Origin of the sequence: Sphingomonas sp. Leaf10 (assembly GCF_001421245.1) — a bacterium.
Lineage (GTDB): Bacteria > Pseudomonadota > Alphaproteobacteria > Sphingomonadales > Sphingomonadaceae > Sphingomonas.
Window position 1 is genome coordinate 44,871 of sequence record NZ_LMKE01000015.1, and the last position, 20,736, is coordinate 65,606.

General features: G+C 67.7%; 20 protein-coding genes. 2 read left to right on the forward strand and 18 right to left on the reverse strand.

Annotated features, from left to right (window positions below; genetic code table 11):
* Positions 1-41 precede the first annotated feature (41 nt).
* Positions 42-596 carry a 16S rRNA (guanine(966)-N(2))-methyltransferase RsmD gene (gene rsmD, locus ASE59_RS12845; RefSeq protein WP_056456756.1) on the reverse strand — a complete coding sequence of 185 codons (555 nt, stop codon included), beginning with the start codon at positions 594-596 and terminating at the stop codon, positions 42-44.
* Entirely contained in the window at positions 596-2,083 is a 1,488-nt protein-coding gene (locus tag ASE59_RS12850) for a pseudouridine synthase (RefSeq protein ID WP_414899188.1), read from the reverse strand. The genes rsmD and ASE59_RS12850 overlap by 1 nt, the downstream gene beginning before the upstream one ends.
* Before the next feature lie 116 nt (positions 2,084-2,199).
* Here ASE59_RS12850 and ASE59_RS12855 point away from each other — a divergent pair, with 116 nt between their 5' ends.
* Positions 2,200-2,634 (forward strand): response regulator, encoded by a 435-nt coding sequence (locus ASE59_RS12855; protein ID WP_056456759.1) that lies wholly within the window; start codon positions 2,200-2,202, stop codon positions 2,632-2,634.
* Positions 2,635-2,889: 255 nt separating this feature from the next.
* Positions 2,890-4,524, forward strand: coding sequence for an AmpG family muropeptide MFS transporter (locus ASE59_RS12860; protein WP_056456762.1), 1,635 nt, complete (start codon positions 2,890-2,892; stop codon positions 4,522-4,524).
* A 190-nt stretch (positions 4,525-4,714) separates the two neighbouring features.
* Here the strand turns inward: ASE59_RS12860 and ASE59_RS12865 are convergent, their stop codons facing one another.
* The 16 genes from ASE59_RS12865 to ASE59_RS12940 form a co-directional block, all read right to left on the reverse strand.
* Complete coding sequence (locus tag ASE59_RS12865) at positions 4,715-6,019, reverse strand: bifunctional folylpolyglutamate synthase/dihydrofolate synthase (RefSeq protein WP_082458388.1); 1,305 nt, start codon at positions 6,017-6,019, stop codon at positions 4,715-4,717.
* Positions 6,020-6,171: 152 nt separating this feature from the next.
* Positions 6,172-7,023, reverse strand: coding sequence for an acetyl-CoA carboxylase, carboxyltransferase subunit beta (gene accD, locus ASE59_RS12870; protein ID WP_056456767.1), 852 nt, complete (start codon positions 7,021-7,023; stop codon positions 6,172-6,174).
* Positions 7,020-7,820 carry a tryptophan synthase subunit alpha gene (trpA, locus tag ASE59_RS12875; protein ID WP_056456772.1) on the reverse strand — a complete coding sequence of 267 codons (801 nt, stop codon included), beginning with the start codon at positions 7,818-7,820 and terminating at the stop codon, positions 7,020-7,022. Before trpA ends, accD begins: the two co-directional genes overlap by 4 nt.
* Position 7,821: 1 nt before the next feature.
* A complete protein-coding gene (locus ASE59_RS12880) occupies positions 7,822-8,202 on the reverse strand; it encodes an endonuclease domain-containing protein (protein ID WP_056456775.1) in 381 nt (126 codons plus the stop codon).
* A 47-nt stretch (positions 8,203-8,249) separates the two neighbouring features.
* The gene (gene trpB, locus ASE59_RS12885; protein ID WP_056456777.1) at positions 8,250-9,479 is read right to left on the reverse strand and encodes a tryptophan synthase subunit beta; all 1,230 of its coding nucleotides are present in this window, start codon (positions 9,477-9,479) and stop codon (positions 8,250-8,252) included.
* Between the two features lie 40 nt (positions 9,480-9,519).
* A complete protein-coding gene (locus tag ASE59_RS12890; RefSeq protein ID WP_056456997.1) occupies positions 9,520-10,155 on the reverse strand; it encodes a phosphoribosylanthranilate isomerase in 636 nt (211 codons plus the stop codon).
* Between the two features lie 90 nt (positions 10,156-10,245).
* On the reverse strand, positions 10,246-11,490 hold the full coding sequence (locus tag ASE59_RS12895) for a methyl-accepting chemotaxis protein (protein WP_056456780.1): 1,245 nt from the start codon (positions 11,488-11,490) through the stop codon (positions 10,246-10,248).
* A 185-nt stretch (positions 11,491-11,675) separates the two neighbouring features.
* On the reverse strand, positions 11,676-12,353 hold the full coding sequence (pyrF, locus tag ASE59_RS12900; protein ID WP_056456783.1) for an orotidine-5'-phosphate decarboxylase: 678 nt from the start codon (positions 12,351-12,353) through the stop codon (positions 11,676-11,678).
* Positions 12,350-12,664, reverse strand: a complete 315-nt coding sequence (locus ASE59_RS12905) for a LapA family protein (protein ID WP_056456786.1) — start codon at positions 12,662-12,664, stop codon at positions 12,350-12,352. The genes pyrF and ASE59_RS12905 overlap by 4 nt, the downstream gene beginning before the upstream one ends.
* Before the next feature lie 75 nt (positions 12,665-12,739).
* Complete coding sequence (locus tag ASE59_RS12910) at positions 12,740-15,037, reverse strand: patatin-like protein (RefSeq protein WP_056456790.1); 2,298 nt, start codon at positions 15,035-15,037, stop codon at positions 12,740-12,742.
* The gene (locus ASE59_RS12915; RefSeq protein ID WP_056456793.1) at positions 15,034-15,729 is read right to left on the reverse strand and encodes an endonuclease/exonuclease/phosphatase family protein; all 696 of its coding nucleotides are present in this window, start codon (positions 15,727-15,729) and stop codon (positions 15,034-15,036) included. Before ASE59_RS12915 ends, ASE59_RS12910 begins: the two co-directional genes overlap by 4 nt.
* 46 nt (positions 15,730-15,775) lie before the next feature.
* A complete protein-coding gene (locus tag ASE59_RS12920; RefSeq protein WP_056456797.1) occupies positions 15,776-17,122 on the reverse strand; it encodes a sensor histidine kinase in 1,347 nt (448 codons plus the stop codon).
* Between the two features lie 25 nt (positions 17,123-17,147).
* Positions 17,148-17,867 (reverse strand): response regulator, encoded by a 720-nt coding sequence (locus ASE59_RS12925; RefSeq protein WP_056457001.1) that lies wholly within the window; start codon positions 17,865-17,867, stop codon positions 17,148-17,150.
* Between the two features lie 77 nt (positions 17,868-17,944).
* Entirely contained in the window at positions 17,945-18,505 is a 561-nt protein-coding gene (locus ASE59_RS12930; RefSeq protein WP_056456800.1) for an EF-hand domain-containing protein, read from the reverse strand.
* A gap of 117 nt (positions 18,506-18,622) precedes the next feature.
* Positions 18,623-19,315 (reverse strand): glutathione binding-like protein, encoded by a 693-nt coding sequence (locus ASE59_RS12935; protein WP_056456803.1) that lies wholly within the window; start codon positions 19,313-19,315, stop codon positions 18,623-18,625.
* Positions 19,316-19,385: 70 nt separating this feature from the next.
* A complete protein-coding gene (locus tag ASE59_RS12940; protein ID WP_056456807.1) occupies positions 19,386-20,603 on the reverse strand; it encodes an SGNH/GDSL hydrolase family protein in 1,218 nt (405 codons plus the stop codon).
* Between the last annotated feature and the right edge of the window lie 133 nt (positions 20,604-20,736).

Here is a 20,736-nt window from a genome sequence, read left to right on the forward strand (position 1 = left end):
TGGCGTCCGCCACCGTTCTTCGCGGTCGATACCCCGGTCCGTCAATCCCCGTCGTTCACGGCCAGTCGTAATAGCGTTATCTTGGCCTTGCCATAGACCCGCTCGGCATCGACCGTGAAGCGTGGCAGGTCGATCGCCTCGGCCTTGGCGGTTTCGATGCTGACCCACGTCGCCGGACCGATCCAGCCGAGCCGCGCCAGCTTGTCCGCCGCCACCGCGCCCGCCCCGCTGCCATAGGGCGGGTCCATCATCACCACGTCGAGCGGACGTGGCGCCGGTCCCAGCGCCAGCACCGACGTCGCGCGCACATCGCCGCCCGCCGCGTCCAGCTTGGTCAGGTTGGCGCGTAGTGCATCCAGTGCGGCGCGATCCTGTTCGACGAACAGGCACGTCGCCGCCCCGCGCGACAGCGCCTCGATCCCCAGCGCGCCCGATCCGGCGAACAGGTCGGCGACCGCCAGTTCGTCGAAGCTGCCGACCCGGCTGGCCAGCATCGAAAACAGCGCCTCGCGTGTGCGATCGGCGGTGGGACGGGTGGCGTCCCCCTTCGGCGCGACGATCGGCCGCCCGCGCCACATGCCCGAAATGACCCGCATCAGCGCTTGCCCCCGCCCGGACGGCCGCCGCCTTTGGGCTTGCCCTTGCCGGGCCTGGTCGAAGGCGCAGCCTTGGCCCAACCGGTCGGCTTGCGCTTCGGCCGATCGACGAAGCTTGCCCGGTCGGCATCGGCGGCCTGTTCGCGCGTCATCCGCTTTTCGACCGGACCCCGCGGAGGTTCGCTGCGCTCGACGCGCGGCTTGCGGGCGACCCCGTCATAGCCCGGCCGATCGGCATGGGCGCCGGCACGACGCGTGCGGGCATTCTCCGGGCGCTCGCCATAGGCCCGCCGGTCGCCAAGACCCGGCTGACGCCGTTCGGCCGGTGTCTGTCCCGCCTGCGTCAACGGATCGAAGCCCTCGCGACTCTCGACCGGCCGTTCTGTCGCGTGGGTGCGCGGGCCGACCCGACGCGCATCGGGGTTACGCGGGCGATCGCCGAAGCCGGCACGTTCCGGCCGCGCGCCGAAGCTGCGCCGTTCGCCGTCTCCCTGCGGTCGTGCCCCGAAGCTACGCCGTTCGCTATCGCCCTGCGGCCGACCCGGACCGTCGCGATCGGGGCGGCGGCCGCTGAAGCCCGAGCGCTGCCCGTCGCGTTCGACGCGCGGGCGTTCATCGAACCGGGGCGTCGCCACCGGTTCGGGACGCGGCAACGGCGTCGCGCGCTTCCATGCCTTCAGCGCCGCCGGATCGGCACCCTCGGGCGTCGGCTTGCTGGTCGGCTTGTTCGCCAGCGTCTTCCGGAACGCGACCAGTTCGTGCTGCTTGATCTCGTCCACCTCGCCCTCAGGCAGGTCTTCGAGGAGGAACGGGCCATAGCGCGTGCGGATCAGGCGCGACACCTTCAGCCCCAGATGTTCGAGGACACGGCGAACCTCGCGGTTCTTGCCCTCGGTCAGCGTCATCTCGATCCAGGTATTGGTGCCGGTGCGCCGTTCGAGATTGGCGTTGATCGGGCCATAGCGCACGCCCTCGATCTCGATGCCCATCATCAGGTCTTCGAGCGTCTGTTGGCTGATCTCGCCATAGGCACGCGCGCGGTACGTCCGCTCGACTCCGGTCGCGGGCAGTTCCAGACGGCGTTTGAATTCGCCGTCGGTCGTCATCAGCAACAACCCTTCGGTATTCAAATCGAGACGCCCGACCGGGATCAGCCGCGGCAACCCCTTGGGCAGCCGGTCATAGATCGTCTCGCGCCCCGCACCGTCGCGTTCGGCGGTCAGCGTGCCGGCCGGCTTGTGGAAGCGGAACAGCCGCGTCGGTTCGGGTGCGGCAACGGGTGCGCCATCGACGGTCACGCCCTTCAGATTGGGCAGGATGGTCGCGGGCGTTTCGAGAGTGACGCCGTCCAGCGCAACGCGCCCGGCGGCGATCATGCGCTCGATGTCGCGCCGCGATGCGACGCCGGCACGTGCCAGCAGCTTGGCGATTCGCTGGCCTTCACGCGGGGAATCGGTCGTGGATTCGGGTGGGGTAACGATGGTCAGGGTTTCCGTTTGCGGCGATGTGACGAAAGTTTCAGCCGAAGCGGTTCCTTCGTCGCGTTCGCGAGTTTGTGCGTTCGTATAAGCTGTATGCATCCCGGTGGAAAGCGAGTGGGGCAATGTTGTTTGGGCGCAAGAAGCGGCACATCAACCGGATCCTGGTCGTCGAGGACGAACCGCTGGTCGCGTTCGATACCGAACACTTCCTCGGTGCCTCGGGATTCGAGATCGCGGCGACGGTCGATACGGTAGCGGGCGCACTGGCGACGCTGGAGTCCGGTTGCGACCTCGACCTCGTGCTGGTCGACATCAACCTGTCCGATGGCAACGGACTGGACGTGGCGCGATCGGCGCACGAACGCGGCATGCCGGTGTTGCTGGTTACCGGTGCCTGCCCGCAAGAGGCGCAGGTGTTTGCGGCAGGATGTCTCAGCAAACCCTATCCGCAAAAGGATCTGCTGAGCGCGATCGATGCGATCGACGCGGTAATCGGCGGGGCGAAACTGCCGCGACGCTTGCCGAGCGGGTTCAACCTGTTTCGTACGGCGGCGTAAGGAGGATCGGCGGCGGGCAGTAAGGTTTGCGACATTGCTCCCCTACCTGGAAGGGAGGGGCTGGGGTGGGTAGGTCCGCGAGGACAGGTCACGTCCGCCAACGGGCCAACCCACCCCCGACCCCTCCCTTTCAGGGAGGGGAGACGCATCCGCCCCTAACTGCTTGAACTGCACATTGAAGGCGCAACGCCACACCCCTACCTTGCCGCCACCGCCAACCCCTTCTACGGTCCCCCCCCTTCCGGGAGGACATGAATGACCGAAGCCGCGCCCAAGGGGCTGGCGCTGATCCGTATGGGGCTGGGCAATCGCAAGACGGCAGCGATGTTCGCGTTCGGCCTTGCCGCCGGGCTGCCCTTCACGCTGCTGCTCGGCACGCTCAACGCGTGGCTGGCGGAGGCGAAGATCAACCTCGCCACCATCGGACTGTTGTCGTGGATCGGGTTGATCGCGGCGTTCAAGTTCCTGTGGTCGCCGGTCGTCGACCGGCTGCGCCTGCCGCTGCTCGAACGTTTCGGGCGGCGCAAATCGTGGCTGCTGCTGTGTCAGGCGGTGCTGGTCGCGACCTTCCTGACGCTGTCGATCAGCGATCCGGCGACCGCGATCGGCTGGTTCGCGCTGGTCGCGGTGATCGGCGCGTTCGCGGCGGCGACGCAGGACACGGTGATCGATGCATGGCGGATCGACGTCGCCGACGACCGCGCGACGCTCGGCATCCTGTCTTCCATCTACCAACTCGGCTATCGCATCGCGACGCTGATCGGCGGAGCGCTGGCGCTGGTGCTGGCCGATGCGATCAGCTGGCCGCTGGTCTATGCGGTGATGGGCGCGTTCATGACCGCGCTGCTTATCGTGACGCTGTTCGCACCCGACACGCCGCGTCCATTGGTGGAGCGCGCGATCGGTGACGCGATCGGACCGAGCACCCGCGACAAGCGGACGGGAATCATCATCGTCGGCCTGTGCTGGGGCTGGGCGATCGTCACCATCGGTGCATTCATGGTTCGGGTGCTGAATGTCGCGCCCGGAGAAACGCCGCCCAGCGTCGGCGACTTCACCCGGCTGACCGGGCCGTGGATCATCGTCGTCACCGTTGTCGTGCCGGCCTTGGTCGCGGCGTGGCTGAACCGGCAGGCGAAGCTCGCCGACTGGCTCGGCTGGAACCGCGACGGGGCAGGGGCGTCGACGCCCGGCTTCATCGAACATGGCTATCGCGCGCTGATCCTGCCGCTGTCCGAACTGGTCGGGCGGCTGGGGTTCGGCGCGGTGATCGTGCTGGGACTGATCCTCAGCTACCGGCTGTGCGATTCGATCTGGGGACCGTTCGCCTATCCCTTCTATCTGGAGGAACTCCAGTACACGAATGCGGAGGTCGCCTTCGCCTCGAAGATTTTCGGCGTCGGCATGACCATCCTCGGCGTGTCGCTGGGCGGCATTTCGTTCGCGGTGCTGGGGCGGATGCCGACGTTGCTGATCGGGGCGATCGTCGCGGCGGCGAGCAACCTGCTCTATGCCGATCTGGCGTCGGGATCGCCGGTGATCGACGCGGTGGCCGAAGCGACCGGGCTGCTCAACCTCGACGTCGATGCGCGGATGATGCGACTGATGATCGCGATCTCGGGTGAGAACATCGCCGGGGGTTTGGCCGGCGCGGCGTTCGTCGCCTATCTTTCCTCGATCGCCAGCAAGGAACATAGCGCGGTGCAATATGCGCTGCTGTCGTCGCTCACCCTGCTGGTCGGCTCGCTCGGCCGCGCTGGGCTGGGCGAAGCGGTCGAACAGATGGGCTATGCCCCGGTGTTCCGCTTCACCGCCGCTTTGGGGCTGGTCGCGGTGGTCTTCGTGCTACTCGAATGGGTGCGGTGGCGGCGCGAGTTGAAGAAGGTTTGATTCACGCGAAGGCGCGGAGGAAGAAGGGAGTTTCGCGCAGAGGCGCAAAGGACGCAGAGAAGAAGCGCCCGCCGCGCCAGCGGCTTTCCTATCGCGGCCGACCACGGGGGAAAGGCTTCGCCGGACAGGCGACACCCGCCGGACAACCCCTCAGCGTCCTTCGCGTCTCCGCGCCTTCGCGTGAACAAACCTAAACCGGCACCTCGTCATTCGCCGATAAGACGGTTCCAGCGAGATACAGCGACCCCGCGATCAGCACCGACTCCGGTTCCGACCGCGCCAACAGATCGAGCGCCGCCGCCGGATCGGTCGCGACATCGCCCCGCAATCCCATCGCCCGCGCCTGCCGCACAAGATCTGCCGGCGCATGGTGCGCGTGACTTGGCACCGGCACCGCCACGACTTGGTCAACTACTTCCCCCAGATGTCGCAGGACCGCCCCGGCGTCCTTGTTCGCCAGCATCCCCAGCACCAGCGCCGATCGTTCGCCGCGCGTGATCCGGGGCCAGCCGCGCGCGACCTCGATCGCGGCGGATTCGTTATGCGCACCGTCGAGCCACACGCCATGGCGCGGATCGACCCGCCCGGTCAGCGGACCGCCCGCGCGCAGCCGCTGCATCCGTGCCGGCCAGCGCGCGGTGCTGGCGGCGGTGCGGATCGCCGCGTCCGACACCGGTACCGCCGACTGATGCCGCAGCATCGCTGCCGCCAGCGCCAGATTGTCGCGCTGATGCACGCCCGTCAGCGCCGGTTCGGGCAGGTCGAGCGTCCCCATCGCGTCGCGGTACCGCCCGTCGACCGCTTCCCAAGCCGATCCTCGCGCGATCGGCGTCGCGCCTGCCGCATCGACCGTCGCTTCGATCCGCGCCGCGATCTCGGGCGGGTAGGCGAGGGTGACGACCGGCACCCCCGGCTTGGCGATCCCCGCCTTCTCGGCAGCAATGCCGACCAGCGACGACCCCAGAAACGCCTCATGATCGATGCCCAGCGCCGCGATCCCGCAGATGGCGGGCGCGGGCAGGACATTGGTCGCATCCAGTCGCCCGCCAAGCCCGACCTCGATCACGCACGCATCGGCCGGCGTCCGTGCAAAGGCTAAAAACGCGGCTGCGGTGGTGATCTCGAAGAAGCTCGCCCCGATCTCGGCGGCGGCGTCCAGAACCTCGCCCAGCAACGCCGCCAGTGCCCGATCGTCGATGAGCGTGCCTGCCAGCCGGATACGTTCGTTGAACCGCACCAGATGCGGGCTGGCATAGACATGCGCGCGCAACCCCGCCGCCTCGATTGCCGCGCGCAGATAGGCGCAGGTCGACCCCTTCCCATTGGTGCCCGCGACATGAAACACCGGCGGCAAATGCCGATGCGGATCGCCGAGTCGCGCCAGCAGCCGGGTGATGCGGTCGAGGCCGAGGATATCGGCGCCCGGCGACAGCAACGTCAGCCGGTCAAGCTGCGCCTGCACCGCCGGATCGGTCGAGATGGCGAAATCGGGCAACCAAGCTCCTCCCCATTCCATGGGGAGGGGGACCATGCGCAGCATGGTGGAGGGGCGTCGCCCCAGACGGCACCGTTGCGTTGCGGGGCGATCCCCCTCCACCGCCGCTTCGCGGCGGTCCCCCTCCCCATGGAATGGGGAGGAGTTTGAACTTACGCCGCTTCCTTGCGCCCCAGAAACTCGATCAACTGCGCCAGTTCGCCCGGCAGATCGCGGCGATGCGTCACGCGGTCGATCAAGCCATGGTCGCGATAATATTCGCTGGTCTGGAAATCGTCGGGCAGCTTTTCGCGGATCGTGCTTTCGATCACCCGCCGCCCGGTGAACGCCAGTGTCGCCTTCGGCTCGGCGATCTGCACGTCGCCCAGCATCGCATAGGCCGCCATCACCCCGCCCGACGTCGGATCGGTCAGCACCACCAGATAGGGGAGGCCGGCATCGTGCAGCATCTCGATCGCGACGGTCGTGCGCGGCATCTGCATCAGGCTCAGGATACCCTCCTGCATCCGCGCGCCGCCGCTCGCCGTAAAGACGATATACGGCACGCCGCGCGCGATCGCTGCTTCGACGCCGGCGATGAACGCTTCGCCGACGAACTGGCCCATCGACCCGCCCATGAACGCGAAATTCTGGACGCCGATCACGCAAGCCTTGCCCGCGATGGTGCCATAGGCGTTCTGATAGGCATCCTGCTCGCCGGTATCGGTCCGCGCCGCCTTCAGCCGGTCGACATAGCGTTTGCTGTCGCGGAACTTCAGCGGGTCTTCGGCGACCTTGGGGTTGGGCAGGATCTCGACGCTGCCGTCATCGAACAGCTGCTCGAACCGCTCCTTCGGCCCGATGCGGCCATGATGGTCGCATTGCGGGCACACGTGCAGATTTTCTTCCCATTCCTTGGTAAAGATCATCTGCCCGCACCCCTTGCACTTGTGCCAGAGGTGATCGGGCGTTTCCTTGCGCGCGACGAACGGCAGGACGTTGCGGACGCGGTTCAGCCAGCTCATGCGGGTTCCTTGCTCGCGGTCGCGATCGCAGCGGCGAGGCTTTCAATATAGGTTTGGACGGGGGCGGCGGCCTGCGCGCCGTGCTGCGCGACGATCCCGACGATCGCCGATCCGACGACGACGCCATCGGCGACACGGGCGATATTGGCCGCCTGTTCGGGGGTGCGCACGCCGAAACCGACCGCGATCGGCAGGTCGGTCGCGGCCTTCAGCCGGGCGACGGCATCGTCGATCGACGCCTGCACCGCCTGTTGCTTGCCGGTGATCCCGGCGACCGAGACGTAATAGAGGAAGCCACCGGCCCCCTCCAGCACCTGCGGCAGCCGTGCCGCGTCGGTTGTCGGCGTGGCGAGGCGGATCGCTGCGACGCCGTGTTCGCGCAACTGCTCGCCCAGGCTGTCGTCTTCCTCGGGCGGAATGTCGACGCAGATCACGCCATCAACCCCGGCGGCAGCGCAGGCTTGGGCGAACCAGTCGGCCCCGCGCCGGACCATCGGATTGGCATAGCCCATCAGCACCAGCGGCACGTCCGGGTGGCGAGCGCGGAAGTCGCTGGCGATGCGCAACACGTCGGCGGTCCGCGTGCCCGCCGCCAGCGACCGGATATTGGCCGACTGGATCGCCGGACCATCTGCCATCGGATCGGTGAACGGCATCCCCAGCTCGATCACGTCCGCGCCTCCCGCGACAAGCGCGTCGAGAATGGCGGGCGTGGCGTCCGGCGTCGGATCGCCGGCGGTGACGAAACACACCAAAGCCGGGCGGCCCTTGCCGAACGCGGCAGCAAAGCGGTTCATCTTAAAGCCCTCTCCCCCTTGGGGGAGAGGGTTGGGAGAGGGGGTCATGTACAACGTCTTCCAATATGCACAGCACGCCATCGAGATTATGCATCACGTCGGCATTGGTGAATCGCACTACCCGATAGCCAGCGCGCGTCAAATAGGCGGTTCGTTCGGAGTCATACTCTACGGTAGTGCCATGCAGGTGGCCGTCGAGTTCGATCACCAGCGGCGGCACATTACTGGCAAAGTCAGCGATAAACGGGCCGATGACCTTCTGCCGCCGAAACTTCACACCAGCGAACCGCTCCGCCCCCAACGCAAGCCAAAGCTTCTGTTCGGCAGGGGTAGGAGCCTTGCGCGCCGCTTTGGCCCGTTCGGTCAACAAAGCGTCGCGCATTCCCCTCTCCCAACCCTCTCCCCTGAAGGGGAGAGGGCTTTTGACCTTTAGATCTCCACCCCCAGGGCGCTAGCCACCGTAAAAATGTCCTTGTCCCCCCGCCCGCACAAATTGGCGAGGATGATCTGATCCGACCGCATGGTCTTCGCCCGCCGCGCCACCGCCGCAATCGCGTGCGCGGGTTCCAGCGCCGGAATGATCCCTTCGGTACGACACAGCATCTGGAACGCATCCAGCGCATCGACGTCGGTCGCGCTGTCATATTCGACCCGCCCGATATCGCGCAGCCATGCATGTTCCGGCCCGATCCCCGGATAGTCGAGGCCCGCCGAGATCGAATGCCCCTCGGCGATCTGCCCGTCCTCGTCCTGCAACAGATAGGTCTTGTTGCCGTGCAGGATGCCGGGGAACCCGCCGGCCAGCGACGCGGCATGGTCCTTGTCCAGCCCGTGCCCGGCCGCTTCGACGCCCAGCATCGCGACATCGGCATCGTCGAGGAACGGGTGGAACAGTCCGATCGCATTCGATCCGCCACCGATCGCCGCGACCAGCAGGTCGGGCAGCCGCCCGGTCCGCTCCAGCATCTGCGCGCGCGCTTCGCGGCCGATGATGCTCTGGAAATCGCGGACCAGCTCCGGGTATGGATGCGGGCCGGCGGCGGTGCCGATGATGTAGAAGGTGTCGTGCACGTTCGCGACCCAGTCGCGCAGGCCCTCGTTCATCGCGTCGGACAGCGTCGCCGCACCGCTGGTCACCGGCCGCACCTCGGCGCCCAGCAGCTTCATGCGGAACACGTTGGGCTGCTGCCGCTCGACGTCCTTGGCGCCCATATAGATGACGCAGGGCAGGCCGAAGCGGGCGCACACCGCCGCCGTCGCCACGCCGTGCTGGCCCGCACCCGTCTCGGCGATGATCCGCGTCTTGCCCATGCGGATCGCCAGCAGGATCTGACCGATGCAGTTGTTGATCTTGTGCGCGCCGGTATGGTTCAGCTCGTCGCGCTTGAACCACACCTGCGCCCCCATGCCCGGCTCGGCCGATGCCCGCAGCGTCTCCGACAACCGTTCGGCATGATAGAGCGGGCTGGGCCGCCCGACATAATGGGTCATCAGGTCGTCGAACTGCGCGGCAAAGGCGGGATCGGCCTTCGCCGCCTTATATTCGCGGTCGAGGTCGAGGATCAGCGGCATCAGCGTCTCGGCGACATAGCGGCCGCCAAAGGCACCGAAATGACCACGATCGTCGGGTTGCGCGCGATAGCTGTTGGGAGCGTTCATGGGGTCGCTCGTTACGCCCGGCGGCGGGCGCTGTCGAGTATCAGCCGCCCGTCACGCTCCGCACGAACGCGGCGATCCGACCGACATCCTTGACCCCCGGCGCGCTCTCGACGCCCGAGGATACATCGACCAGCGGCGCGCGCGTTGCCCGGATCGCCTCCGCTACATTCCCGGCATCCAGCCCGCCCGACAATGCCCATGGCAGCGGATGGACGAACCCGTCGAGCAGCCCCCAGTCGAACCGCACCCCCATGCCACCCGGCAACGCCGCGCCCGGCGGCGTCTTCGCGTCATAGAGCACCCGGTCGGCGGCACCGACCAGCATCCGTGCGGCGTTCAGATCGGCGCGCGTCTTGACCGCGACCGCGCCCCATATCTCCCGGCCGGTCCGCGCCCGGATCGCGGCGATGCGCTCGGGTGCGGTCTTGTGCAGTTGGATCGCGTCCAGCCGCGCAGCCGCCATCGCCACATCGATCAGCGCATCGTCGGGATCGACGAACACCCCGACCTTCGCCACCTGCCCCGGTACCTGCCGCGCCAGCCCCGCCGCCGCATCGAACGCGAGGTTGCGGGGGGAGGGGGCAAAGAACACGAAGCCGACATGGCTCGCCCCGGCGGTCAGCGCGGCGGCGAGCGTATCGGGCGTCGACAGGCCGCATATCTTGATGAGCGTCATGACGCCGCGATGTAACGACGGAGCAGGCCCGGCGATAGCATCGATCGTGTTCACCGGATATCGCCGCGAACGTCCTCGGCCACCGCAGCGTTACGGACGAGCGCGTTTCTCGCCGTCCTCGGCGATATGCGCTTGGCGAAAATGTTCGGCGCCATCGACCAGCGTTTCGACCTGATGGTCGATCTGGGCAAGGCGCGTGCTGGTGTCGACCAGCGTCTCGATCAGCGTGCCGAAGCGTTCGTCGACCTTGCCGACATTGTCGCGCATGATCTGGGCAACCGTTGCCGTCCGGTCGATCGCTGCGGAAATGGCTTCTACCTGAGCCTGTTGTCCGCGGGTCGTGAGGCGGACCGTATCGGCGACCCGGCTGATCCCGCCGATCGACGTTTCGATCTGTCGGTTCGCCTCGACCGCTTCGGCAATGGCGTGGCGGATTTCGCTGATCTCGGCCTCGGTCCGTCTCGCGGCCTGCACCGTCTGGTCGGCCAGTTCCTTTACCGCCTGCGCGACCGCGCCGAAACCGCGGCCGGCATCTCCCGCGCGCGCCGCCTCGATCCGCGCGTTCAGTGACAACAGGCGGCTCTGTTCGGCCAGCCCGTGGATCAGGTCGAGGATCGTCCCCGCGCTTTGCGCATGGGCGGCCAGACGCTGGCACGTCTGACTGCCGAGTTGCGCGCCGGCCAGCGCCAACGACGTCTCGCTAGACACCAGCGCGAGACCGGTGACGACGTCGCCAAATACCCGCTGAATGCCCTGATTGGCATGGGCCGCGTCGTGCATGACGTTCACCGATTGCTCGGCAGCGAAGTTCAGTTCGGCGATACGATCGAGCGTTTCGTAGGCGGAGCTGGAAACATCGGCGTGCCGTTCACGCGTCTCCCGGGTCGCCCTGGCGATCTCGCCGACCGTCGAATGGACTTCCGCGTGGAACAGGTCGGCCTTCACCGCGCGGTTCTGCAACAGTCCGTCGAGCCGCGTCCGGTCGGTGACGTCGTCGAACGTCAGGACCGCGCCATCGCCCACTTTCGGATGATAGCCGATGCGCAGGACGGTTCCGTCGTCATAGTGATGAACGATGTCCTTGGCCTCGGACGCCGATTTCCACGCGCGATGGTTCGAATGGACGGTGGCCACGCGTTCCGCCGACCAGCCGACGCTGCGCCCGACGCAATCGAGGAAGTTGCCCAGCGTATGGCCGATGCCGATCGAGCGATCGTCGATACGGAACAACGTCTTGGCCCGCTTGCTGATCAGCCGGATGGTTTCCCGCTCATCGATGACGACCACGCCATTGCCGATATGGTCCAGCGCCAGTTCCCATATCCCGCTGCTCACCGACGATCCGCCCCTCACGCCACCCTGTTACGGCACCATCCGCCACTAACGGTTGACATTATACTATTGCCGTCCGGTTTAGGATCACCCGAAGGTGTGAACTTACGGTTCGGTACGGCGTGTTTCGTTGCGGGGGCGGCCGGGCGGGGCGCTGCTGTTGCCGTCCGTCCGGTCGAGATGACGCCCTATAAGGTCGCTTCGATCGCTCGCGCTGCCTGATCCGGATTCTCCGCCTGCGTGATCGGTCGACCGATGACCAGCACCGACGCCCCGCCGTCCAGCGCCGCGCGCGGGGTCACCACCCGCTTCTGGTCGCCGACCGGACCGTCCGCCGGCCGGACGCCCGGCACGACGAAGAACCCCTGCGGCCATGCCTTCTTCGCTGCCGCCACCTCGGCCCCCGAACATACGACGCCGTCGATCCCGGCGCTTTTCGCCAGTTCGGTCAGCCGCACCACCTGCTCATGCGGATCGGGGGCAAGGCCGATCGACGACAGGTCGTGCGCATCGAGGCTGGTCAGCATCGTCACCGCCACGACCTTCGTCCCGACCGGCGCGGCGGCCTTTGCATCCTCCAGCATCGCCCGGCCCCCTGCGGCATGGACGGTCAGGATCGCGGGGTCGAGCGGACCCAGCGCCTGGATCGCCTTCGCCACCGTGTTCGGAATGTCGTGGAATTTCAGGTCGAGAAAGATCGGCAGGCCCAGATCGGCCATCGTCCGAACGCCCGCCCGGCCATTGGCCATGAAGAATTCCAGACCGAGCTTCAGCCCGCCGACATGGCCGCGCACCGTTTGCGCCAGCGCCTTGGCCCGCTCCAGATCGGGCGTATCAATCGCGACATAGATGGGTGAACGGCTCACAGCGTGGCTCCCGGCTGGATGACAGGTGCCGGATCGGCGGCGAGGGTCGGCGAACCCTCCGCCCGGTGCAGATCGGCCAGCGTCCGGTCGGTCGCCGCGATCCGCTGCCGCAGCCGCCAACGCGTCAGGTGCAGCGCGATGAACGTCGGCAGGAACCCGGCCAGAAAGGTGACGATCAGCAGCAGCGGCAAGTTCACATCGGCATAAAGCGTGCCCCACAGTTTAAGCGGCACCATCGTCATGTTGTTGAGCGCGAAGGCGACCATCACCCCCACCAGCAATGCCCAGAACAGGGTTTTCAGGAACTGCATCGCTTGAGCGGCCTTCGTCGTTGTCGTCCGCCCTTCCTTACGCCCGTCACGGCGGCTTTTCCAATAGGCGACGGCTCAGCCGATTTCGGCGCGCAATTCGTCGAACAGCGGCTGAATCGCCTGCAATCGCGGCTGTTCCTCGTCGAGGATCGCGAGGAACGCCGCGCGCTTGTGCCGGGTAATCCAGCCGGGCGGCAGGCGGACCTCGGGCGGCAGGGTCGACAGCGCGATGTCGATCATCCGCTCGGCACCATGCAGCCGCCCCCACAGATAGTCGTTCTCGCGGTAGGACCGGCTGAAGAAGGCGCCGAAATTGTTGAAGCGAATGCCTTTCAGCGTCGCCTCCGCACCGCCCGCCCGGATCGACGGCGCATCATCGGGGGCGATCCGGTCGACCCGCACCGGGTCGAATTCGTCCAGCCCTTCGCCGCCCAGCAGCGGCAGCGTCGCGATGTCGAAGAACGGAAAGCCCAAATAGGCGAGCAGGATCGGCCGCCGTATCTCGCGCGGGGCGGCGGCCAGCGCCTCCGACATTCGCGCATCGGTTTGTGCGTCCAGCGTGGTCAGGTCCATCGCCTGCGCCATCGCCGCCAACAGCGCTGCGGGATCGGCGCGCTTATCCTTCGCCAGCGCCTGCACCTCGGCGAAATGATCGGTATTCTCGCACGCCAGATAGGGCGTCAGGCTGGCAAAGATCGCCTCGCGCACCGGGGCCAGCGCCGCCGCGTCCTGTTCCGGCTCCATCGCCGACACCGTCCGCACCAGCAACCGCAACCGCCGGATGCGAAAGGCGAGGTCGTGCGACCGGAGAAAGGCGATCGCCTCTACCGAAGCACCGTCGCCATCGAACCGGCCGGCACCGTCGTCCGCAACGACCCTGGCGAATCCCGCACGGAACCGTCGCACTCCGACGGGCGACGCATCCTCCGCCAGCGTCGCGACCCGTTCGGCCAGCCGGTCGAGCACCTGATCGACCTTCAGCAGTCCATAGGCGGCATGGCCATATCCGGCGCGCTTCGCCGCCTGCACCTGCGCCCGCTGTCGCCACCCGACCAGCCGCGCCGGCGTCGGCCAATCTAGGAACAGCGTATAGCCGAACAGTTGTTCGACCTCCGCCTCGACGCCGCCACGCAGTTTCTCGACGATCGCCAGCATCCGTTCGATCCGTTCGGACCGATGCTGGATCGCGTCCAGATTGTCGCGGATTGGTTGCTTGCGCGGCAGCTCAGACAGCGCGCCCAATATCGTCTGGAAGAAGCCCGGCGGACCTTTGCCGCCGGTGCCGATGCCGAACTTGTGGTTGGGCGCGGGGTCGAGATAGACGAAGCGCCGGTCGATCTGCCGCCGCGCCGGCCGTTCGCGCAGCGCATCGATCGCTGGGGCGAAGGGGGCGTTGGCGAGCACCGATCCGTCGATCAGCGTCGCCTGGTCCGCCATGCCGACAGCCGACTGGCGTGGCAGCACCCGGCGCAGAAACGCATCGCGTCCCGGCCAGTCGACCTCCCGATCGGCCAGCGCCGCGTCCAGTTCCCCGACCCGGAACGGCGGAAACGCGCCGGGAAAGCTCGACGTCGCCCGCGCCGCAAACACCAGCTCGGCGGCATCCGCCAGCCGGTCGCCGCCATGGTCGTGAAAGCCGATGACCAGCCGATGCTCGGTCTCGACCACTTCCCGGGGCGAATTGAGCCGCAGCACCTCGGGGTGCCCCGCGAAATCGGTGACCGTCACGAACAGGTCGAGCGGCTGGCCCGGTGGCAACAGCCGTGGTCCGGCAGGCGCTGCGGCCATCGCGGCAAAGGCGTCGAGCAGCATGTCGACCATCGCCCGCCCGCCGAAGGGCGGCTCGAACCAGCGCGCCCGGACGAAGCGGTCGAGCTTGGCGCGCAGTTCGTCGCGCGCGGCGATATCGACGCTCGACGCATCCTCGCCCTCGCGGCCCAGCGCCATCCACGCGATCGGCCGCGCCCATGGCCGCGACAGCGCGCTCGACGGCGCCTGTGCCGGATCGATCAGCGCCTCGATATCCGCACCGTCGAGCCACAGGTCGGTCAGCGGATCGAGCGACTGGCCGGTCGACACCGCCTGCGCCAGGAACACGCCGTTGATCCCGCCGGCGCTCGCCCCGGCGACGATATCGACGAGCACGCGCAGGCGGATAGCGCTCAAGCCCGCCAGATCGGTCAGCATCGCCTGATACACAGCCGCGCTGCCCGTCAGCGGCTCGCCCTCATCCTGCACCGCGCGGCTGGCGCGGGCGATGTGCCAGATTTCCTTGACCAGCCCGTGCATATAGACGGCGAGGCTGATCCCCCCATAACACACCAGCGCGAGCCGCAGTTCGCGTTCGTGCAGCGGGGGCGGTGCGTCGCTCATGCCGGGGCGAGCGTCGCCCAGATCGGCAGATGGTCCGACGCCTTGCGCGCCGCCGCGCTGTGATGAACACCGGCATCGACGATCTTCAGCTCGCTCGAAACCATGATCCGGTCGAGCCGCCCGACCGGATGGCGCGCATGGAAGCTGGGGCCGGTCTCCGCAAAGCAATGCGTCCGCCCGAAATCGCGCAGACACCCCGATCGCGGCGTCCATTCGTTCAGGTCGCCCATCAGCACGCTCGGCAATGGCGGGGTACAGCCATCGACCTCGGTCAGGATCGCATGCGCCTGCTTGCGCCGCCACAGCCCCGACAGGTCGAGATGCATGCCGACCACGCGCAGCGTCACGCCGTTGGTCGTCACGTCGGCGCGCACCGCCCCGCGTGGTTCGAGTGCCGGGATTTCGATCCGCCGCTGGCTGCTGACGCTCGCGTCCTTGCGCACCAGCAGCGCATTGCCATGCCAGCCCATCGATTTGGCCCGGATCGCCAACGGCACCGCCACCCACGGGGTATGTTCGTCGAGCAGATGCGCCGTTATCACCCCGGCCCGCTCGCCCAGCCGTCGGTCGCATTCCTGCAACGCGATGATATCGGCATCGATCTCGCGCAGCACCTCCAGCGTCCGCTCGGGCATCCGGCGACGATCGGTGCCGATCGCCTTGCGCATATTGTAGCTGGCTACTTTTATCATCGCTCGGCACTCAACGTCGGGGTACCGTATTTCGTTTCGCAGCCGTTCAGCGCGGCAGGCGGATCGTCGCGTTCAGCCCGCCGCCATCGCGATTGGCGAGCGCGATCTCGCCGCCCGCATCACGGACGATCGCCCGGGCCAGCGCCAGCCCGAGGCCGATCCCGCCGGTATCGCGATTGCGCGACGTTTCCAGCCGGGTGAACGGATCGAACACCGCATCCAGTCGGTCGGCCGGGATGCCCGGCCCTTGATCGTCGACGATGATCGCGACCGCGTCCGTGCCGGTTTCGACCCGCACCTCCGCCGACCCTGCATATTTGATCGCATTCTCGATCAGGTTGCGCACCGCCCGCCGCATCAGATTGGGGCGCAGATGCAGCGGCACGCGCGCCGCCTCGACGAAATCGACGTCGTTGCCGAGGTCGCGGAAATCCTCGACCACCGCATCGACCAGCGCCGCGACGTCGACGTCGGTCGCCGCCTCGCTCGGCCGCCCCAGCCGCGCCAGCGACAGGATATCGTCGAGCGTCGCGTTCATCTCGTCGATCGTCTCCGCCATCCTTGCCCGGTCGGTATCGTCCTCGACCGACTCGATCCGGACGCGCAATGCCGCCAGCGGCGTGCGCAGGTCATGACCGATCGCGCCCAGCATTCGATCCTTTTCATCGACCATCGCATTCACCCGCTGGCCCAGATCGGTGAAGGCCGCGATGAGCAGCCGTACGTCCTGCGGCCCCGACGGTTCGATCGCGGGCAGGGGGCGGGCCGGGTGGAACGCCCGCGCCGCCACCGCCAGCCGCCGGAGCGGCTTGGCGATGCGCCGCCCGATCCACAGCACCGGCAGCAGCACGATGACGTACAAAATGAAGGTTTGCGCCAGCGACTGCCACAGCAATCCGCGCTCGGCCATCGGCCACGGTGTATGCGACACCAGCCAGCCGCGACCGGGCAGTTCGACCGCCGCATCGAGCACCGCGCCCATCCGCCGCAGCCGCTCCGCCCGCGGACCACCGATGCCGCGCTCGCGGATTTCGGCCTCGTCGATCGGGCGGATGCGTGCCGCGATCCGGCCCGGCCGGATACCCGCCTCGGCAAAGCCGCTGCGGATCGCCGCCTCTACATCGCGCTCGGTCTCTCCCCGCAGGGTCGGGACGCGATCGGTCAGCAGGCGGACGCCGCGCATCCGGTCGCGCGCCTGCGCGGGGCGCGGCGCGGTAGTGCGCTCGGCGGCGTCGATCAGACGGGTGACCGCGGGCAGAGTGATCTCGGCAAGGCGAAACGCCCGCCGCTCGCGTAGCAACAGCGCGAAATTGAGCGCCTGCGCGACAAACAACGCGAGCGCGACCAGGAGCGCGATCTGGCCCGGCAGGCTGGTTGGCCCAAACCGCCTCACGGGCGGGTTCTCACTTCGGATGGCCTCACAGGCGGGTCACCTCGGCCGCCAGCGTATAGCCGCCACCCCACACCGTCTTGATGATCTCCGGGTTGCGGACGTCGGTTTCGATCTTCTTGCGCAACCGGCTGACCTGATTGTCGATCGCGCGGTCGAAGGCGGCTGCCTCGCGCCCCTGGGTCAGGTCGAGCAACTGGTCGCGGGTCAGCACCTGTCGCGGGCGCGTCACCAGCGCATGGAGCAGATTATATTCGCCGGTCGACAGCGGTACCGACACGCCCTCGCGATCGACCAGCGCGCGCTCGCCGGTCTTCAGCACCCAGCCGGCAAAGGCGAACGACCCGGCTTCCGGCGCATGTTGCCGGACCGCGCCACCGGCAGTCCGCCGCAGCACGACCTTGACCCGCGTCGCCAGCTCGCGCGGGGAGAAGGGTTTGACGACATAATCGTCGGCGCCCATTTCCAGCCCGACGATGCGGTCGGTTTCCTCGGCACGCGCGGTCAGCAGGATGACCGGCGTCTCGCTCGTCTCGCGGATATGGCGGCACAGCGACAGCCCGTCCTCGCCCGGCATCATGATGTCGAGGATGGCGAGGTCGATGGCATAGGCGTTCAGCCGCGCCCGTGCACCCTCGGCATCACCGGCCTGGGTCACGCGGAAGCCCTGCTTCGTCAGATATTGGGCAAGCGGTTCGCGGATCGATCGTTCGTCGTCGACCAGCAGCAGATGCGGGATATCGGCCATGTCGGACATGCTAGGCGGACAAGCTCCTGAAAGGAAAGGCCGGATGGCGGGCAACGTAACCCGCCGTCCGGTTCGGTTCAGCCGCCGGTGCGCGGCGCGTGGCGCTGCATCCGCTTTTCGCGCGCCATGAAGCGTTCGGCGGGGTCGATCTGCCCGTCCTTGTTCGCATCCATCCGGTCGAACCGGGCGAGCGCGCGTGCCTGGAACGCGGCGCGGGTGATGGTGCCGCCGCTCTGCGGCCCCCGCCGGCTTATCCGCTGTTCGCGCGACTGGCGGCGTTCGGCCGCATCGACCCTGCCGTCGTGGTTCAAGTCCTGCCGGTCGAACCCGGCGGCGGCCATCGCGCGGAACTCGCCACGGGCGACGACGCCATCGCGGTTGGCATCCGCCCGCTCCAGCATCCGGCCGCCGCCGCGACGGTGCGGACCGTCCTGACCCGCCTGTGCCGCGCGTTCGGCGGCGCTGATCTTGCCATCCCGATCGGTGTCGAGCGCGTCGAAGCGTTGGTCGGCACGCGCGATCGCATCGGCGCGGGTGACGACCCGGTCGGAGCCGGGCGGCGGCGGGGTCTGCGCGGCGAGGGCGACACCGGGAAGGGCGACTGCGGCAAGGGAGGCGGCGACGATCAGCGATCGCATGACGAACCTTTCGGATAGGGGGAACACCCCCGGTTATTGATGCTCCCCGTCTACCGCCGACTTGTCGCCGACCTGTGTCGTCGTCGCCGATAATTGTCGCAGTTTGTCGCAGTCGGCTCAGGTGGCGGCAGGCGTCCCGAACAGGACGCGGCGCTGCTCCTCGGTCATCGGCTGGTTGCCGCTGCTCACCGCCTTGCCCTTTTCATATGCCGCGACCGTCGCCGGCCGCGCTGCGATCGTTTCGAACCAGCGCTTCACGTTCGGGAAGTCGTCCAGCTTCTGCCCCTGCGCCTCATGCGGCACGATCCACGGATAGGCCGCCATGTCGGCGATCGAATAGTCGCCAACGACGAACGGCCGGTCGGCCAGCCGCTTGTCGAGTACCCCGTACAGCCGCGCCGTTTCGCGGATATAGCGGTCCTGCGCATACGGAATCTTCTCGGGCGCATAGATGTTGAAGTGATGGTTCTGCCCGGCCATCGGCCCCAGCCCACCCATCTGCCACATCAGCCACTGGATCGCGTCGTAGCGACCGGGCAGATCGGCGGGCAGGAACCGCCCGGTCTTCTCCGCCAGATACAGCAGGATCGCCCCCGACTCGAACACCGAAACCGGCGCGCCACCGCCCGCCGGCTCGTGATCGACGATCGCCGGCATCCGGTTGTTGGGCGCGATCGCCAGGAATTCCGGCCGGAACTGCTCGCCCTTCCCGATATCGACCGGATGGATGGTATAAGGCAGTCCCGCTTCCTCGAGGAACAGCGTGATCTTATGGCCATTGGGCGTCGGCCAGTAGTGCAGATCGATCATGAAGCAGGCTCCCATTGGTTCGCGCCGCAAATGGGGGCGGGGCGGGGTGACGCCAAGGTCGTGCCGATCCTCACTTCGCGAACAACGCCAGCGGCACGGCGTCGGCCATCGCCTGATATCCGGCCATCGACGGGTGCAGGTGATCGCCGGAATCATATGCCGGCAGCAACCGGTCGGACCGCGCCGGATCGCGGACGACGCGGTCGAAATCGATCACCGCGTCGAAATTGCCGGGCGTACGGATCCACGCATTCACCGCCTGCCGCGAAGCCTCCGCCGCCGCGTCGGGATGATAATAGTCGTTGCCCATGAACGGCATCACCGTGCCGCCGATCACCTTCAGCCCCTTGGCATGCGCGCGAGCGACGACCTGTGCATAGCCCGCGATCATCCGGTCGACATGGGCGCGGCGTTCGTCCGCGCTCGGCGGCTTCTCCCGCGCGAGGCCGCCCAGATCGTTGACCCCCTCCAGCAGCACCAGATAGCGCGCGCCCGGCTGGCTCAGCACGTCGCTGTCGAAGCGGGCCAGGGCATTGGGACCGAGGCATTCGACCAGCAGGCAGTTGCCGCCGATGCCGTGGTTCAGCACCGCCACGCCACGCGTCGCGCGGTTCGCCGCCAGCCGTCGGGCGAGGCCATCGGTCCAGCGCAGGTTCCGCCCGTCCTTGACCCCGAACCCGTCGGTGATCGAGTCCCCCAAGGCGACGATGGCACGCGCGGCCGGCGCCGCATCGACCTCGACGCTCGCAATCTGGAACCAGCGTTCGACGGGGGTTGCATCGGCGAAGACAGCATCCGACAGCCGGTTGCCCGATGCGATCCAACTGCGCGTCCGGGCGCCCGGATGGCCGGTCTGCTGCTGCGGCAGTTCGGCGAAGCGCGTGCTGATCGCCAGATCGGCGAGGGCCGTCACCGGCAGCGCGACCGGATCGGACCAGTAATCCGCCCCCGCCGGGACATCGACCATCGCCTTCCCACCGAAGGTCAGCGGCCGGTCGCTGCCGGCTTTGGTCGAGGCGGCGGCCGGTCCGCTGGCCAGCGCGACGCTCGCCCCGGCAATACGCAGCGGCGTTGCCCCGAACCGGTTGGAGAACCGCACGCGCAGCGCCCGGCCGCCGATCGTTAGGCGCACTACCTGCCGCAGCGTTGCGTCGCGATATTGGGCGTCGGTCAGTACCTGTTCGGCATTCGGCTTGATCGGCGACGTCGTCCAGCCCGCGACCCACGGTCCCGCCTGAGCCGGGACCGCCACCGTCGCCAGCGCGGCGGCGCTCAGCAGGATACGCATGCATTCTCTCCCCCAGTTCCCGACTGATTCGGTATCGCCGATACCGCTACCACATCCATCGTGGCGGTTGTTGGCGTCGACGCATATTGATTTGCTCCAGCAATAAAACTAACTCGGATGAAGCAGGTATAAA